The organism is Athalassotoga saccharophila (assembly GCF_009936215.1).
Lineage (GTDB): Bacteria > Thermotogota > Thermotogae > Mesoaciditogales > Mesoaciditogaceae > Athalassotoga > Athalassotoga saccharophila.
The window spans coordinates 1,859,038-1,876,069 of sequence record NZ_AP019551.1; the positions used below are offsets into that span (position 1 = coordinate 1,859,038).

General features: G+C 38.6%; 13 protein-coding genes. 4 read left to right on the forward strand and 9 right to left on the reverse strand.

The genetic code is table 11. From position 1 onward, the window contains the following. Positions 1-8: 8 nt before the first annotated feature. The gene (locus ATHSA_RS09255) at positions 9-4,124 is read left to right on the forward strand and encodes a PolC-type DNA polymerase III (RefSeq protein WP_161848803.1); all 4,116 of its coding nucleotides are present in this window, start codon (positions 9-11) and stop codon (positions 4,122-4,124) included. Between the two features lie 34 nt (positions 4,125-4,158). On the opposite strand, the gene ATHSA_RS09260 is transcribed toward ATHSA_RS09255, so the two are convergent. After that, the gene (locus ATHSA_RS09260) at positions 4,159-4,527 is read right to left on the reverse strand and encodes a hypothetical protein (protein WP_161848804.1); all 369 of its coding nucleotides are present in this window, start codon (positions 4,525-4,527) and stop codon (positions 4,159-4,161) included. A 170-nt stretch (positions 4,528-4,697) separates the two neighbouring features. On the opposite strand from ATHSA_RS09260, the gene ATHSA_RS09265 reads away from it, so the two are divergent. After that, on the forward strand, positions 4,698-6,344 hold the full coding sequence (locus ATHSA_RS09265; RefSeq protein WP_232060051.1) for an IS1634 family transposase: 1,647 nt from the start codon (positions 4,698-4,700) through the stop codon (positions 6,342-6,344). Here the strand turns inward: ATHSA_RS09265 and ATHSA_RS09270 are convergent, their stop codons facing one another. The 8 genes from ATHSA_RS09270 to ATHSA_RS09305 all read right to left on the reverse strand — a co-directional run bounded on the left by ATHSA_RS09270 (position 6,345) and on the right by ATHSA_RS09305 (position 13,947). Continuing rightward, positions 6,345-6,914, reverse strand: a complete 570-nt coding sequence (locus ATHSA_RS09270) for a hypothetical protein (RefSeq protein WP_161848805.1) — start codon at positions 6,912-6,914, stop codon at positions 6,345-6,347. A 2-nt stretch (positions 6,915-6,916) separates the two neighbouring features. Then, the gene (locus ATHSA_RS09275) at positions 6,917-8,428 is read right to left on the reverse strand and encodes an STN domain-containing protein (RefSeq protein WP_161848806.1); all 1,512 of its coding nucleotides are present in this window, start codon (positions 8,426-8,428) and stop codon (positions 6,917-6,919) included. A 1-nt stretch (position 8,429) separates the two neighbouring features. Next, positions 8,430-9,584 (reverse strand): hypothetical protein, encoded by a 1,155-nt coding sequence (locus tag ATHSA_RS09280; protein WP_161848807.1) that lies wholly within the window; start codon positions 9,582-9,584, stop codon positions 8,430-8,432. Positions 9,585-9,598: 14 nt separating this feature from the next. Continuing rightward, the gene (locus tag ATHSA_RS09285) at positions 9,599-11,158 is read right to left on the reverse strand and encodes a hypothetical protein (protein ID WP_161848808.1); all 1,560 of its coding nucleotides are present in this window, start codon (positions 11,156-11,158) and stop codon (positions 9,599-9,601) included. 29 nt (positions 11,159-11,187) lie between these two features. Then, the gene (locus tag ATHSA_RS09290; RefSeq protein WP_161848809.1) at positions 11,188-11,772 is read right to left on the reverse strand and encodes a hypothetical protein; all 585 of its coding nucleotides are present in this window, start codon (positions 11,770-11,772) and stop codon (positions 11,188-11,190) included. Positions 11,773-11,957: 185 nt separating this feature from the next. Further along, the gene (locus ATHSA_RS09295; RefSeq protein ID WP_161848810.1) at positions 11,958-12,521 is read right to left on the reverse strand and encodes a hypothetical protein; all 564 of its coding nucleotides are present in this window, start codon (positions 12,519-12,521) and stop codon (positions 11,958-11,960) included. A 187-nt stretch (positions 12,522-12,708) separates the two neighbouring features. Then, the gene (locus tag ATHSA_RS09300; RefSeq protein WP_161848811.1) at positions 12,709-13,362 is read right to left on the reverse strand and encodes a hypothetical protein; all 654 of its coding nucleotides are present in this window, start codon (positions 13,360-13,362) and stop codon (positions 12,709-12,711) included. A gap of 51 nt (positions 13,363-13,413) precedes the next feature. Next, positions 13,414-13,947 carry a hypothetical protein gene (locus ATHSA_RS09305; RefSeq protein WP_161848812.1) on the reverse strand — a complete coding sequence of 178 codons (534 nt, stop codon included), beginning with the start codon at positions 13,945-13,947 and terminating at the stop codon, positions 13,414-13,416. Positions 13,948-14,393: 446 nt separating this feature from the next. Between ATHSA_RS09305 and ATHSA_RS09310 the strand changes: the two genes are divergently transcribed. After that, complete coding sequence (locus ATHSA_RS09310) at positions 14,394-15,512, forward strand: AAA-type ATPase lid domain-containing protein (protein ID WP_161848813.1); 1,119 nt, start codon at positions 14,394-14,396, stop codon at positions 15,510-15,512. Positions 15,513-15,604: 92 nt separating this feature from the next. Continuing rightward, positions 15,605-16,951: a sigma 54-interacting transcriptional regulator gene (locus tag ATHSA_RS09315; protein ID WP_161848814.1), complete on the forward strand. Its 1,347-nt coding sequence runs from the start codon at positions 15,605-15,607 to the stop codon at positions 16,949-16,951. The last annotated feature ends 81 nt before the right edge of the window (positions 16,952-17,032 follow it).

The window sequence follows — 17,032 nt, forward strand, 5'->3', positions numbered from 1 at the left end:
GTGGTAATGTGAATTACAAATTGTCGGACTTCGATCAGAATCATTTCTTTGAAGAATTTGGCATTCCTCACCAGTCTTTCAAAATAGAGGACATAAAGATAACAGATTCCAAAATCGAATTTGTCGTTGATAAAATCCCTCAGGATTTTTCCCAGAACTTTTTGTTAAAAAACTTCTTCGGCGTACAGGTCGATTTCAAATCTTTCGATCCGTCCGAAAAATTAAAAGTACTTTCCGAAAAACTCAAGTCAGAAATTCCTCTTCTCGACGGAGTGCTCGATAAAGTTGAATTGAATGGCGAAAAAATAAGGATAGAAGTCTCAAATGACTTTGTCAAGGAAAGGATCAGCGTTAACGGATCAAAGCACAAAATAGATCAGATAGTTTACGAGTTGTTTCCCGAAAAGTCCATAGAGATCACGGCATCCGTCCCAAAAGTTGAAGAGATCCCCATTCCAGAGGTAGATACAGAAAAGAAAAGTGAAAAGAAAAGAAAAGAAAGCACAGCCGGTGGCCCGATCTCAAAAATTTCGGAACTCAAACCCGGCCAGTCATGCTGGATAAGCGGGAAAACCTTTTCATTCGATTACAGAAATGGGAAAAGCCCGGTTATCTCCTTTGGCATCTTCGATGGAACCTCCGCAATATCATGCAAAGCCTTCGGAGAAATCGCATCGGAATTCGAAGAAGGGGTACCGGAATTCTGCGTGATCTACGGAAAGGTCCAAGAAGACAAATTCACCAATGAACCCGTAATAATGGTTAAATCGATAGAGAAGGCAGATCCAAAGACAAGAATGGATCTCGCTCCCGTCAAAAGGGTTGAATTGCACCTTCACACCACGATGTCCGCAATGGATGGAATAGTCGATCCGAAAGAACTCTTCGAATTGTTGAAAAAATGGGGCCATGATGCCGTGGCAGTAACCGATCATGGAGTTGTCCAAGCCTTTCCAGAGTTTGAAAAGATGGGAGAAAAGTACGGGATAAAGCCGATATACGGAATGGAGGCATATCTGGTAGATGATTCGAGCAAAATATTCAGAAATGGAAAATCAAAAGAAAAGATAGAAGATAAAAGGTACGTCGTGATAGACTTTGAAACGACGGGATTGAATGCGGTCGAGGATGAAATAATAGAAATAGGGGCCGTAAAAATAGAAAAGATGCAGATAGTAGCGCAATTTTCCTCACTTGTAAAGCCGAAAAAGGCAGTCTCACAAAAATCAAAAGAGATAACCGGCATCTCTTCGGAAATGTTAGAGAATGCTCCATCGGCCGAAGAGATAATGCCTAAATTCTTTGAATTCATAGAAGATTCGATATTAGTTGCACACAACGCCGATTTCGATTACAGATTTTTAAGAGAAAATGCAAAAAATCTCGGCAGAGACGTAAACATCCCTTACATAGACACGCTTCAGATGTCAAAATCTTTGATATCCCTTTCCTCCTACGGTCTTGAGAAAGTTGTCAAAGCACTTTCACTTGAGGACTTCAATCATCACAGGGCACTCGATGACGCGTCTATAACGGCAAAGGTATTCATCAAACTTGTCGAGATGGCCGAGCACAAAGGCGTCCAGACTCTCGACAAATTGAACAGCCTTTCCAAAAATGTGAATGTCGGAAACCTCAGGCCATACCATCTGACTATTCTCGTCAAAAATAGAACAGGCCTTGTCAACCTATACAAAATGGTAAGTAAATCCCACATAGATTATTTCAAATCCAAGCCGAGAATACCAAGATCCCTTCTTGAAAAGCACAGAGAAGGATTATTGATAGGTTCTGCGTGTACATCGGGAGAACTTGCGCAGAATTATTTTGGCGGCGCAAGTGATGACGAACTCATCCAAATGGTATCATTTTATGACTTTCTCGAAATTATGCCTCTCGATGTTTTAAGTGACGAGGCAAAGGATAGAGAAATAAGCAGGGATTTGCTCAAAAACTTCTATTTGAAGATCTACACCCTCGGTAAGGCACTCTCTGTGCCCGTTGTGATGACCGGCGATGTCCATTTTTTAAATCCAGAAGACGCAAAGGTCAGATCCATACTTATGGGAGCCCAAGATTACAAAGATTTTGAAAAACAGCCGGCCCTTTACCTTCGCACAACAGAGGAGATGTTAGAAGCAGGGCGCGAGATATTCGGCGATTTTGAAAATGTCTCCGAAATATGCAAAGAGATAGTGATAGACAACACAAGAAAGATAGCAGATCAGATAGAAAAGATCCAGATAGTGGACAAGGTACTTCACACGCCAAAAATAGAAAATGCCGAAAACATAATAAGAGAAGAGGCATACGCGAACGCAAAGAAAAAGTACGGAGATCCGCTTCCGCCAGAGGTCGATCAGAGATTGGAAAGGGAATTGAAATCAATAATAGACAATGGATATGCCGTGCTTTATCTTATCGCCAAAAAACTCGTCGAAAAATCGAGAGAGGATGGCTACGTTGTCGGATCGAGAGGATCGGTCGGATCATCGCTTGTCGCCACCATGTTAGGCATAACGGAGGTAAATCCACTTCCTCCCCATTATTACTGCCCGGAATGCCACCATTTCGAATTCGACGACTCGAAGGAGTCCGGATACGATCTTCCACCGAAAAAATGCCCGGTGTGCGGAAAGCAGATGATCTCCGACGGTCAAAATATACCCTTTGAAACCTTCATGGGCTTTAAAGGGGACAAGGTGCCGGACATAGATCTTAACTTTTCCGGAGATTACCAGTCTGTGGCACATAAATTCATAGAAGAACTCTTTGGTCACGATCACGTCTTTAGAGCCGGCACTATTTCTACAATAGCAGAGAGGACGGCGTACGGATTTGTCAAAGGGTATCTCGAAAAAACCGGAGAACGTATGAACAAAGTTGAGATGGATTATTATGCCTCCCGTCTTACCGGTGTCAAAAGGACAACTGGCCAGCATCCGGGCGGACTTATGATAGTGCCAAAAGAACTCGATATCCACCAGTTTACAGCGGTTCAAAGGCCTGCAAATGACACGACAAGCGATGTCATAACTACCCATTTCGATTACCAGTCCATCCACGACACGCTTGTAAAACTCGATATCCTCGGCCACGATGATCCTACAACCATGAAAATGCTCAAAGAACTCACGGGAATTGACCCCATGACGATTCCAATGAATGATCCCGAAACAATGATGATCTTCTCCTCTCTAAAGCCTTTAAAACTTTCGCCTGATGAACTTGGAACGCAGGTTGGAACAAATGGAATACCCGAATTCGGAACGCAGTTCGTAAAGCAAATGTTAGTCGAGACAAAGCCAAAAAATTTTGGAGATCTTATAAGAATTTCTGGCCTCTCGCACGGAACAGATGTCTGGGCCAACAATGCCCAGAGCGTTATAAAATCCAAAAAAGCGACGTTGGAAACCGTTATAGCCTGTCGTGATGACATAATGATCTACTCGATAAAAAAGGGAATAGAGAATTCCATAGCCTTCAACATAATGGAAAAGGTTAGAAAGGGAAAGGGTCTAAAAGAAGAGGACATAAAGATCATGAAGGCCCATGAGATACCCGACTGGTACATAGAGTCATGCCAAAAAATAAGGTATCTTTTCCCGAAGGCACACGCGGCCGCTTATGTAAGCATGGCATTCAGAATAGCATACTTTAAAGTTCACTATCCTCTCGCTTTTTACGCAACTTATTTCACGATAAAAGGAGACGAATTCGATGTGAGAATAGCGTACGAGGGCCTCGAGTTCATAAACAGAGAACTTAAAAAAATTCAAAATGAAGGAATTGACAACGTTAAAGACAAAGCACGAGAAAGCGTACTTGAGGTCGCAAAGGAAATGATTCTGAGGGGATACAAATTCATCGGAGTTGACATATTCAAATCGTCCGCAAAAAAATTTGAAATAGAAAATGATGCCTTAAGGGTGCCTTTAAACAAAGTGCCCGGCCTTGGAGACAAGGTCGCATCATCAATAGAAGAAGAAAGAAAATTAAAACCATTCACATCGATAGAAGATCTGAGGACAAGGACCATCCTAAACAAAAATCACATCCAGATGCTAAAAGAGATGGGGGCATTAAGAAGCCTTCCGGAAAAAGATCAAATAACGCTGATATGATAAAAAGCCCGATTTTATCGGGCTTTTTTGTCATTCAATAGCCGCAATTTGGTATTATGGTAAATTGAAATGTAATCACGATTTTTCCCGGCGCGACCCACGATTCTATGCTTTTAGAAGCAAATATATCGAGTTCTCCTGAATATTGATCTGAATCTTTTGGCTGTAATGTCAGTACATTCTCATCGTAATTATCGCTGTATTTGAGTATCATACCGTTTGGAAGACCTGGCGGATTTATTCCGGATGTAAGACTGCCTCCATTAACACCTGTTGAAACGGTAACTGTTATTGTTGACATATTTGATTGGACAGCAAGTTTTGCAAGTAAGACCCTATCAGTATTATAAGCATTTGTTAGAACATTCCCTGTTACACCAGAAAAAGAAGCATTGTAACCCACTTTCCGCAGATAAAAAACAGTTTTTTGGATTTATTTGAAACTCATGTTTTAAAATTGAAAGTGGGAAATGATTAGAGTCAGTAATAGCCAAAGAAGCATTTGCTGTAACCTTGACGCACATCACAAAGATTATACCACTATTTACCGTTTCGGATAGAGTCCATTGATTTATGCCTTTCTGCTGCTATGATCTATTTGAAAAAGACAGCGGAGGTAGAAAAATGGAAATCACTACAAAGCAACTTGATCACCATGGACTTGTGGCTGGGACATTTGATAAATTTGAAATGGGAGAGGTCATTGAAAAGAGAATACCGAAAGTCCGGAACTTCAATCTTTCAACGTCTGCGATAATAAAAGCGATGATCATACTCGGGCTTGGTTTTGTTGACAGGAGATTGTACTTTGCAGGGAGTTATTTTGAGAACTGGGATGTTGAGAAACTTTTAGGCGAAGGAACTAAACCGGAAGATCTTAACGATGACGCTCTCGGCAGAGTGCTTGACAAGATTTATGATTACGGTCCAACGGAATTATTTCAAGAGATAGCGGCGCACGCTTTGAACAAACTTGAAATGGATGTTCACCTCGTTCACACCGATACCACAAGCGTGAGTGTAAGCGGCAATTACGAGATGGAAGACGGGACGAATGGTTTTAAGATCACCTTCGGTCATTCGAAAGATCACAGACAGGATTTGAAACAATTCGTGATAGGGATGGTTGTAAATCAGCATGGAATGCCGATGTTTGCCAAAACATACAACGGGAACGAATCGGATAAAGAGTCGATCAAAGAAATGGTCAAAGCAATCAGGAAGAACATTGACAAAGACAAGAAAGTCTATCATGTGGCAGACAGTGCTTTCTACACTGCGGAAAACATTAGCGAACTCAGAACAACATACTGGATAAGCCATGTGCCGTCTACGATAAAAGAGGCTGAAGAAATGCTAAATAAAGAAGTTGAATTTCGTCCGACCAAAATTGAAGGATATGAAGTGTATTCCGAAATAAGCAATTACGGCGGGATAAAACAAAAATGGATAATGGTGAATTCGAAATATCTTAAAGAACAGGAACTGAAAACATTTGACAGGCATTTGAAAAAAAGCAAGACAGAAGCGGAAAAGTCATTGAAAAAGACTGTGACGAAAGAACGGTATTTTTGTTCTGAAGACGGAATAAACAAGTCCAGACAATGGATGGAAGCTCATCCTCTTTTCAAATACGACAAGTTTGAGATAAAGAGCGTAAGAGTCAGAACTGACGGGAAAAGAGGAAGGCCTAAAGATGGGGATCCGACGATAGAAATGTATGAAATAGATGCTGAGATAGGTCTGAATGAAGAAGCGGTTGAAAAGGCCAAAGCAAAACTCGGAAGATTCATACTTTCAACGAACGACATTGAACTTGAAGATGAAAAAGTGCTCGAATATTACAAAAACCAGACAACGGTCGAAAGAGGATTCAGGTTTTTGAAAGACAAAAGTTTCGGAGTAAGCGATGTGTATCTGAAAAAGCCCGGACGGATTCAGGCACTTGTGATGATAATGGTATTGACGTTATTGGTGTACTCGCTTTCGGAATGGGAAATAAGGCGCACATTGAAAGAGACAGGGCAAACATTTCCGAATCAGTTGAAAAAGCCGACAAACAGGCCGACATTCAGGTGGATATGTCAGAACTTCATGAACATAACCGTTGTAAATGTGGTTACAGATGGGCAAACAACCACACAGATAGCGAATTTAAAAGATTTGCAGATCAAAGTGATAAGACTTTTGGGAGTTGAATATGAAAAATATTATTTCTGATCAAAGATGTGCGAAATGTGGGTTGTAAGATGTTGCGGTTGCTATATAGTTTTGATTTTTATATACGATTGTCAGATCTATAAAATATTTCCATACATTGGAGTCTTGTCCTGGATTTCCAGTTGCTAAAGTTATCACTTCATTGTAAGTTCCTGATGATGTTCCGACAGGTATATATATGGATATAAAAATGTTATTTGAAGTATTCGACGTGACTATTTTACTGACAAAATTTTGACTGCTGGCCGTTGTCCACCAATTAAAATTACCGGGCAAAGCGTTATTAGGTAGTGTCAACTGAATCGTGGTCGTTCCAGATTTTGAAATATTTACCGTTAAATAATAAGTACCCTTATCATGTATATTATTGTCTAAAACACTCACGCTTGATCCAAGATCCAAGAAATAATTCGTATTCGTAGAACCGAGTAATTGATTTTGCAAATTTTGACCAGGCGAATTGGAGTTGAAACTCTTTTGAATTTCTTCCTGTGCGTTAAGCCAGTTATCCCCAAAAGATAATATCGCCATAAGACTTATTAAGACCAAAAGTGCATATATTTTTCTCAAACTCAACCACCCCAATTCATTTCAAACTTGAAAGTGTTTGAAATCGGAGAATAAAGTACTCTCAAAATTTCTCCATAGTAAACTAAACCAATCGAACCGTAAAGATCGAAATTGTTACTTCCCGTCAATTGAATGTGATTGTATGAGAATTCTCCTCCCAAAACAAGATTGTCCATTTTGTATTCAAGATTTCCGTTGTATTGAAGATGAAAATTCGCCAGTGACGTTAAAGATGCGCTTACAGTTAAAACGCCAGAAGAGAGAAAATTCGACTTGAAATCAGGATATTGAACGAGTGCAATCTCTCCTTTGTAATTGTTGACGTTGGACAAATTCGAAAAGATAGGTCCTCCTATCAAAAGATATCCCTGAAGTCCTATTGCAACCGGGCTCGATATGCCAACGTATATTCCAGATGGAATATTTTGGCCAGCGCTGATCTTAAGTCCAAAATGATCGATATTTCCAAGGGCTTTGATTGTGTTATTATTTCCGTTGTAGTCCATAACAAGATTATATGTCCTTACTTTTGGGCCCATATCCATCAAAGTGAAAATAGATGTTGAAGGAGCGCTTCTGACTGTAGAAACCGTAACTATGAAATTGGAATTTCCGCTTCTAAAAGAGGCAACGGCCATTTTATTATCCCCCACTGTGACCGTTGAATTCGTGTTGATCGTATAGGAAGGAGTACCCTGAACGGTACCCGAACTTACATTCTGCACCGATAGATTAAAATTAAGATTTGCCTGAGTCGCGCCAATTGAATTGACAAGCACATTCATGCTAAGACTGGAAGAGGGAAGATAATTTGCCTTGAATTGTATATTCTTTCCAGCACCTGCAAGCGCAAAACCATTTCCCTCAAATTTCATGTAATTTGAGTATTTCTGAAAAAATTCAAAATTCGTGCTCTTAAATTGCCCCGGCATGATATAACTCGAGTAAAAGTCATTTTGCCACATGGCGTAATTGCTATTGGACATCGTATAAATGTTGTATACGACATAAACATTCGTTCCCGGAACATCGACCGATTTCACGGTTGACAAAACCTTTTCGTAAACGCTGTTCGGTCCAAAGAAGAAAAGATAAGGATAAGACTGTGCATACGTTATGTAGTTCGAATAAGGCTGCAAAAAGGCCATGACATTTGATGACGAAAGATATTTAAGTTCTATTACACGTTCTGAATAACCGGCCGCTTTCATAGACATGGCAGACATGTTTGTTCCCACGAAGTAAACTCCATCGTAATTGAAATAAAACAACCCGTATCCTTTACATATAGTTGAAAGTGCCTGATCCAAAGTCACATTGTTGAGATTCATCGTGATGTTGCCGCTTACAGTTGGATCGACGACTATCGAAACGTTGAATGCCATCGATACATCTTGAAAAGCACTTTGAAGACTCTCCTGACTGAAAACGAAAGACGATGTCATGCCAGACGCGTAAGCCAAAACGGCAACGGAAATTAAAAGTGCAAGGGAAATCAGGATGATCTTTTTCATTTTAATCCCCTGCCTTTTCAACTGTTATAACCACCACGATCTCTTTTTCAACTTTTACAACGTTTTGCTGGGTAAAAAGAAAGCCTATCAAAGGTATATCTCCAAGTAATGGTACCTTGGAATTTTGAGTTTGATAAGTCTGAAAATTGGCCCCTCCAACTGCCACCGTATTACCAGCCTGTGTTGTAAAAGAGGTTGTCAATGTGTTGGTTATCGTGTTTGGTACACCGGAAGAGGTTTGCTGCTGCGATGCTCCTGTTAAGGTTTCTGTCAAATTCACAAGCACAACGCCTGAGGCAGTTATCGTTGGAGTTACAGAAAGGTTTATCCCTACCGGCACGCTCAAAGTCTGCTGACCTGTTGATGTTGTATAGAGATAAGTTGTGGTTGTCACTGAATTCACAGTTCCCGTTTGTCCGCTTTGAATTCTGAGTTTGGGATCTGCAAGCATCTTTATCTCTCCATTTGAGACGAGTGCATTTATATTGGAGAGTATCGAAAGGTTATTTATTATGAATGCTGCGTTTATCGCTCCGTTAAGTACGTTGAACGTTGTGCCGTTTGAAGAATTCGACGGCTGCGAATACTGCAAACTCATATTCCAACTGTCGAGGACAGATTTGTCCATTTCGAGCACGTTAACCTGTACGACGATGTCTTTGGGAGGAACATCAACTGATTTTATCAAGGATATGATGGATGATTTTATACTGTCAGGCGCACCTATCATGATAAGGTAAGGAGAGGTGGTCGAAGAAAAGACATAAGGCTGCATGATTGCCGGCAGATAACTGAAAAGCGTCTTCGAATTTATGTATTTCAATTGATACGGTGTCATCTGTGCGAGGTAAAGAAAACTATTCGTTGCCGGGTTTGGAGTTCCTACGAAATAAACACCAGGCTGGATCTCTTTCCATGCGTATCCTCCCGACATGAGCATAAGGTTTAGCGCTTGAGAGATGCTCACATTGTTAAGGTTAAGCGTTATAATACCACCTATCGTCGAATCTGTAAGTATCGTTATACCCTCCTGAGTCGCGAGATCGTTTAAGGCCTGTGTGAGTGGTTCTTGAAAGAAAGATATAGTTACATTCTGGGCAAAAACGGCAGATATGACTATAAAGATTATAAAAGAAAGCACCATGAATTTTTTCATTCTATCCCCTCTTCTCAGTTAATCTTTTGCTGTACAGAAACGGTTGCCGTATTTTTGAAAGTTTGATCATTGAAGTAGTACATGACGAGTCTTACAGTATAGCCCTTTGAAACCTTGAACGGTAATGTCATAGTTCTGTAAACCGTTGCACCTGAGTACAAAATACCGATATTCAATATCGCAGGTGAACTATTAACAGCATGATCTGTGGCGTCCGTTATGAAGATCTCACCAGCGTAATAAGTCATCGAATTTCCGGTATTTTTAACGTCTACTGATATATCAACATTCGATCCGTCAGGAGTAACTTTAAAGTTTTCAAGGGCAATAGATTTAGTCAACTTTCCAACGGACAAGATGATTGGGATCTCCACCGTTGTTGCCTCTCCTCCAGAGACAGATTCATTTAACTTTAAAAGCGCATAATATTCCCCGCTTGCAGGAGCAGTCGAAGGACCTTTTCCGGCAATGACGACATTTCTGATCGAATAAGGATACAAAATCATAGGATCGGGATAAACCTTTAAATTCCCAAACAAATTCTGATCGAGTGGCGCCTCCACCACAAGACCTTGATAAGATTGTTTCATTCCGACCAATTCGAATTTAACATTCGAAATCCTGTAGTCAAGACTTTGAATGTTGAAATTCGCATTAAGAAAGGCATTCGGAACCTGAAACGGTATGTTTATTATATATTTATCCGTACTCAAAAACGGGAATGGGCTTATCTTCTGATCTGTAACCTTCATGCTGAAACTTTGGCTTGTCATGATGCCATTTCCAAGATTTGCGGAAAGCAAAATTCTGTAATCCCCATTTGGAACAATTCTGTTGATTGGAATCCATATCGTTCTTGTTATGCCCGGAAAGGCAAGCGTTTCCTGCCTTGCGAGGCTTGTAGCGTAAACAATCTGATGAAGTGTATCTGATACAAGTCTAAACTGACCATCGAGTCCTATAACGGAATTTCCAGTGTTGGTGTAATCCATCTCGAGAACGTAAGGTATACCAGAATTTTTAAGGCCGCTTGGGAAATTGGACGGTAAATTTTCTGAAGTGGTGCTGTAGAGTTTAACTCCTTTGAACTGCGCCTGATAGGTCATAGGCATGTTATCTATTTTAAGAGTTATAAGGACTGCCGTATTCACCCCGACTATTATGTTGCCAGTTTGATTGGGTGCAGTGTTATTTATAAGTATCGTTGCAAAGTATTCTCCCGACACGTTAGATGGAATGGTTATCGTGAAAGGCACCTGAATAGTTTGACCGGCACTGATTACAGGAGCCGTTGATGGAGTCGTTATCCAAGGTGCGCATGAATGGGTGTAAGATGCAAAGGTTGTCATACTGTAATTTCCATTCGAATCAATGTAAAAATCTCTAAAGGCAATAACGGCTGTCAATTGCACATTAGATTGATTTGTTATCGATGTATTAAAAGTTATTTGACTTCCAGGAGCACCATGCAAATTCTCTACAAGAGGCGTAACGTAAAGACCTCCTATGGCAAAAGAGATAAAAGGGACAAAAAACAAAACAATGAAAAACCCCAAAATATGCTTTAAATTCACTTTCTCTCTCCTCTCATTTATGCTCAAAATTATCTGTTAAAAACTATATTTTGAGTATTTCCGTAATTCGTTATGAATTGGCCAATATTCTCGTAAAGCACCGTAAATTCAACCGGAACCGTGTATTGAGATCCCTTAGTCCACTGTTCGACCTGAGAATTAAGCGCTTCGACGTTAACGTTCAGCGTGTAATAACCATGATCGCTTTTGGATAAAGTCGAAACAACGACAAAATAAATGTTGTTTAAATAGTAAGCCGAATTGTAAATCTGGCCATTACTTTGTATATCCGAATTTGACATAAAACTCATCACATTTGATTTATTGACATTTACGTATACAAAGATATTTTGAAAGTTCAATTTTATGTTGAGCGTTGCAAGTGTTACGAGGAAATCTGTGTTTATGTTCATCGCAGGTATTATCGGATCAAAAGCAACCGGATGAACAGAGGTGCTAAGCGCTGTTGTCTGAGCCTCCATGCATGGCATTACTTCCACAACAGAGGTAACGCTTAAGGACGATTTATAACATTCCTCTGCCGTAATTGTGCTATTTGCAAAGATTACAGATGAAGTAAAAATGATCATAATCAATACTATTATATTTTTCATGATTCGCTCCTTACACAATTTCTTATCAACAAACATGAGCAGTATTCATGCCAAAATCTTAATTTTTTTTGACCACGATTTTTCAACCATACAAGCAAAAAATTCCTGAGATTCAGGAACGAATAAATCATCTTGGGAACTAATGATGCAAAATATGTCTCTATAGTTCCCAAATGAATTTTTATTCAATAATAATTATGTGGAATTATCACAAATGTAAAGGCGAGGTTGTCATTCTGATCAAATTGTAAGGCTTTTGTAGAGGCAACGTAGAGATAACCACTGTGCCCGGTCTTACCCGTGCTAAATGGAAGATCGAGAATCGATGGAGGATTGTCCGTCCTTATGTCATATACAGAATTTCCTGAAATGTTGGGGTAATAGTAAGATATATCCCTGATATTTGATTGATTCGAGATAGAAATAGAAATTCCTATAACAGAGGTCGCATCAGATTCAACGTTAAGACCGGCAAGGACAACAAAATTTTTTATGGAATCAAAGCAATTTCCATTGTAAAAAATATCAATCAATATTTTATTGAATATATCAGGTAAGGTTGAATTAAAAACAGTTGCAGTCGCCAGAAATCCCTGATCCATATAAAAATTTGGATCGTAAAGATGAGGAACTTCATTTTCAGTCTTAAAAGTAAGTTTTCCTCCTTCAAAAACCGGCCCCATGTTATCTGCCAAAACAATCATAGAAAGTGCAATCAAAGATATTATAATCACGAGAATTCTTTTCATATCAATCCCCCCAAAGTTTACATCTCGCTAAGATTATCCCAAGAATGTGTTTAAACATTCTGAAAAGATCAAGAAATATAAATTAAATTATTTGCACGGTTTATTACAAAAATGAAAATAAGGATGAAAACGATGAGGAAAAATAAAAAGGACACTTCAGTGTCCTTTTAAATTTTAACTTTAATTCTCAGAATGTGTTCTGAGGACTTATCAAAAAAGTTGTTCTTATATAATAATCGCCAGGCTTCACGAACTCTCCCCAGTGTGTATCATACGTATCAAGAACTACGTCAACTGCACCTACATAATAAGACGAAGTAGGCAATAGATTAACTAAAAAGGTAAGCGCCTGTGGAGCAGATGAAAAGTTCCCCGTTCCCAAAAGGTTATTACTGGCATTGTTATTATAGAATATATAGTAAGAGGAATAATTCGATAGTAACGACCCAGATGCGTTGGAGGGTTGTGTTATAGTTATTGTAACATTTATATTTTGAGCATTTGATTTAACTGTCAACTCAGATATCAGGATCCCCTGATTGATTGACAAACTATCATATTGTGTATACTTACCATTTATCAATCTTTGTGAGATCTCTGGACCAGTTGTACAATTACATATTGGACATGGAGCGCCGCAGAATGAAGCATTATAAGACGTAGCAGTGGCCACATAACCTTGCTCAATACCTATCATAGAATTAACAGATAACGAGGCTTGCTGACATGTTGCCCCTTGAGTTGCTTGTTTGTAATATCCTGCGGTATTTGCCAACGCCATGACACCTAACGCCAACATCGCAATTACAATGAGAATCAAAATCTTCTTCGTTACGATCATCTCCCCTCTAAAAAGATAAGGCGGAGATCCGCCTTATCTGAGAAGTTTTTATCAGAAATTATTTTTAGGGGTTATTGTGAAAGTTGTTGTTACTTGATAAGTGCCGGCAGTAACCCATTGAGGAATTGAAGATGGCGCGTAAACTTCAAGAGTACCTTCATAAGGTGTATTTGGGTATCCACCATTTTGAAGAGTTAGACTTCCATTAGAGTAATTATCGCTATAATTTATGTAAGAACTTAAAGAATAATTTGAGAAGTTGGGGAAATTACTTGAAAATGCAACCGTAACACCTATAGTAGACATATTTGATTTAACGCTGAGTTCGGCCAAGAGCACTTGACTATTCAGGCTCACGTAATGTCCTGTCAATGGATTTCCACTTGCGCCGCAGAATGAAGCATTATAAGACGTAGCAGTGGCCACATAACCTTGCTCAATACCTATCATAGAATTAACAGATAACGAGGCTTGCTGACATGTTGCCCCTTGAGTTACTTGTTCATAATATCCTGCGGTATTTGCCAACGCCATAACGCCTAACGCCAACATCGCAATTACACCAAGAATCAGAACTTTTTTCATACTTTCTTACCTCCCTTAAAATTTAGAATTTTCAATTTTGTGAAACTAAAAACCTTCAAAAACACAAAGCGATGTGAAACCCGACTATGAATTCCCTCTCAAATAATTTTTTCCTTACCGACCTCCTTCAAAAGATTTTTAACCGTCAATTCACATAAGCAAGATGTGTGCCAAAATTTTGGGATGTCAAAGATTTTATTTTTTTGATGATCAACTTATTAAAGAGTTATTTATTTAAGCCAGATGTTTAAGGGCTTCATGATATCAGAATTTGGGAACTGACAAGACATCTTAGGATCGATTGTTCCAGTAACGTCGCATCCGTTCCCAAAAGTTAAAGAACGTTCAAGATTGAATGGTGTCTTTCCGATTATTCTCTATATGGCATGAAACCTGCTATCAAAATTCAGAGAAAAATAAGAAGGACATGACAATAGGAGGAATTCATGAACGCATTTTTTTTAGGCTTCGATTTTAAAGATTCAACAGAGATAAAAATGAGATCGACCGAGATTCACAAAATAAACGGACTGTCCCAATTAAAAAAGTTCGAAGAAGAAAAGGTGCTGTGCATAAACGGATCTTCCTCCAGCCCAATCGATGACACAAGTTTGAGATTCATCGTAGAAGAGGTAAAAAAGGAAAAAACACATCTCGTCGTAATAAGGGATGATAAAAACCACTTCAAAGAATTCGAAAGAGAAATAGCGTTTATAGATGGGCCAAGCCTTAAACCTAATGAGATAATTGCAAATTTCGTCAGCATGGTAAGGTCTTCAATGCAAAAATTCGTTGGCGAAAGCAGAAAAATAATGGAGTTAAAGTCAAAGATATTTAACGCCTGCTTTTCGGATAGAAACTTTTTCATAACAGGCGAGACTGGATCTGGAAAGCATTTACTCGCAGAGGTTGTACACAAAGCCGGTCTAAGATCAGAAGGGCCTTTTGTCCTTATTGGCAGAGATTTAAAATTAGAAAACAATTTCGATCTTGAAAGAGGTCATCTTTTTATAGAGGAGATCGATTCCATTACAAAAGATTTTAAAGATAAGATATGCGATCTCGTCAAAAAAAAGAGGTACAGGATCATCTCAGCGACTAAAATTGCCGAAAAAGACGAAGGCTTTTCGTGTTTCGACGAGGTTGTGCTTAAAATACCTCCTCTGAGGGAAAGAAAGTGTGATATACCAATCTTGACAGACCATTTCATAAAAGATTTCGGATATGACTTTCATTTTGAAGAACTTCCATTTGAAATGCAACAAAGATTACTCGAATATACATATCCTGCAAATGTGAAGGAACTAAAGAATATAATAAACGATTACATCTTTGGTCCACATCATGAAAGAGATTTCCAAGAGATATTCATATCTAATTTTATATCAAACACGATTTTTGAATTGATGAACAAAACCCCGGGCAATTCAAATTTACTCAAATCGGAGATAGAAAATTACTTCAGGAATGACTCTGTCAAAGAGTTGATCAAAAAATTCAAATGGGAGGAGGGGACTTTTTCAAATATCTTCGATAGTTACACAAAAAAATTCAAGGATAATTAAAATTTTCCATCTTCTTAAAAGTGTTTAAATTTAATTTAATACAAAAGAAATATGCTATAATAATATCCTTTGGCTGCAGGGGGTGAGAAAAGATGGAATTTCTTTTTGTTGGTTTTCCTTCGATAGATCAGATAAAAAAGATAAACACTTCGGATCGCATCATTTCGTGCACGGATATAAATAAAATTGATAATTACATTAACGAACAGAGAAGAATAATCTTCGTCAACTCCTCGAGTGATTCCACGATAGATAAAACAAAATTGAACAATTTTGTAAAAAGCGTTAAAAAGACCTTTTCGACAAAGATAATCATGATAACAGATGAGACTGAAAAGCAAAACTCTTCCTTTGGAATTTTGAAATTGTACAAATCACCATCCGAAAGTAATGAGAAAGTATGCATTGATTTTGGCAAAAAGGTAAGATCGGCTCTCGATTCGATTGTTGGAGAAAGTTCTCACATCAAAGAGGTAAGAAGAAAGATATTTGACACCATTTTTTCGGATCCACATGTTTTGATATTTGGTGAGACCGGAACTGGCAAAAATCTTCTCGCCAGTTCAATTCACAAAATAAGTTTAAGGAAAGGTCCGATGATCTCTTTGAACCTTACAACATTGCCAGAATCTCTTCTCGAAAGTGAATTATTCGGTCATGCAAAGGGAGCATACACGGGAGCAAGTGTTACAAGGGAAGGACTTATAGGTCAGGCACACACGGGCCATTTCTTTCTCGATGAGATAGGAGAACTGCCGATAGAAATTCAAGCGAAGTTGCTCAACGTTATAGAAGATGGCAAGTATTACATGGTTGGAAGTTCTAATGCAAAAGAGATAGACGTAAAGTTCATTTCAGCAACAAACAGAGATAAAAATTTTTTGAGAAAGGACTTGCTATTCAGGCTTTCGGAAGAAACTATAGAATTGCTTCCTTTAAGAAATAGAAAGGAAGACATCCCATATCTTGTAGATTTTTTCCTTAAACAACTTGATTACGATATCACATTCAACGATATGCCAGAAGAGGTAAGATCTAAATTGTTATCTTACAATTATCCTGGCAACATTAGAGAACTGCAAAATATAATAAAAAGGTATCTTTCAGGTGGTATACTCGATCTCTCGGCCGATATGTCTTTCCATTTTAATACTCCAACCATAAATGCCAACGAATATAAATTCATAGACAATTCTATTCTTGAAATCGTTGAATTGTCTATAAAGAACAGAACGATAATGCCTCTTCTGGAGTTTAAGGACAAGATTTCCTCGAAATTTGAAAAAGAATATGTAAGTCAAGTTTTAAGAAATTTCAAATGGGACAAACAACTTGTCGCGAATCAACTTGGCATATCTTACAGATACCTCAACAAATTAATAAAAAAGTATAGCCTCGACAGACGCACGGTAAACAACAAAGAGAAAAACGATCAATAATTTTTTAACCTTTCTCTCTTCGGCTCGCTTGACTCGCCCTTCACTGTTGTGTTATTCTATTTATAGAAAATAATTTTCTAT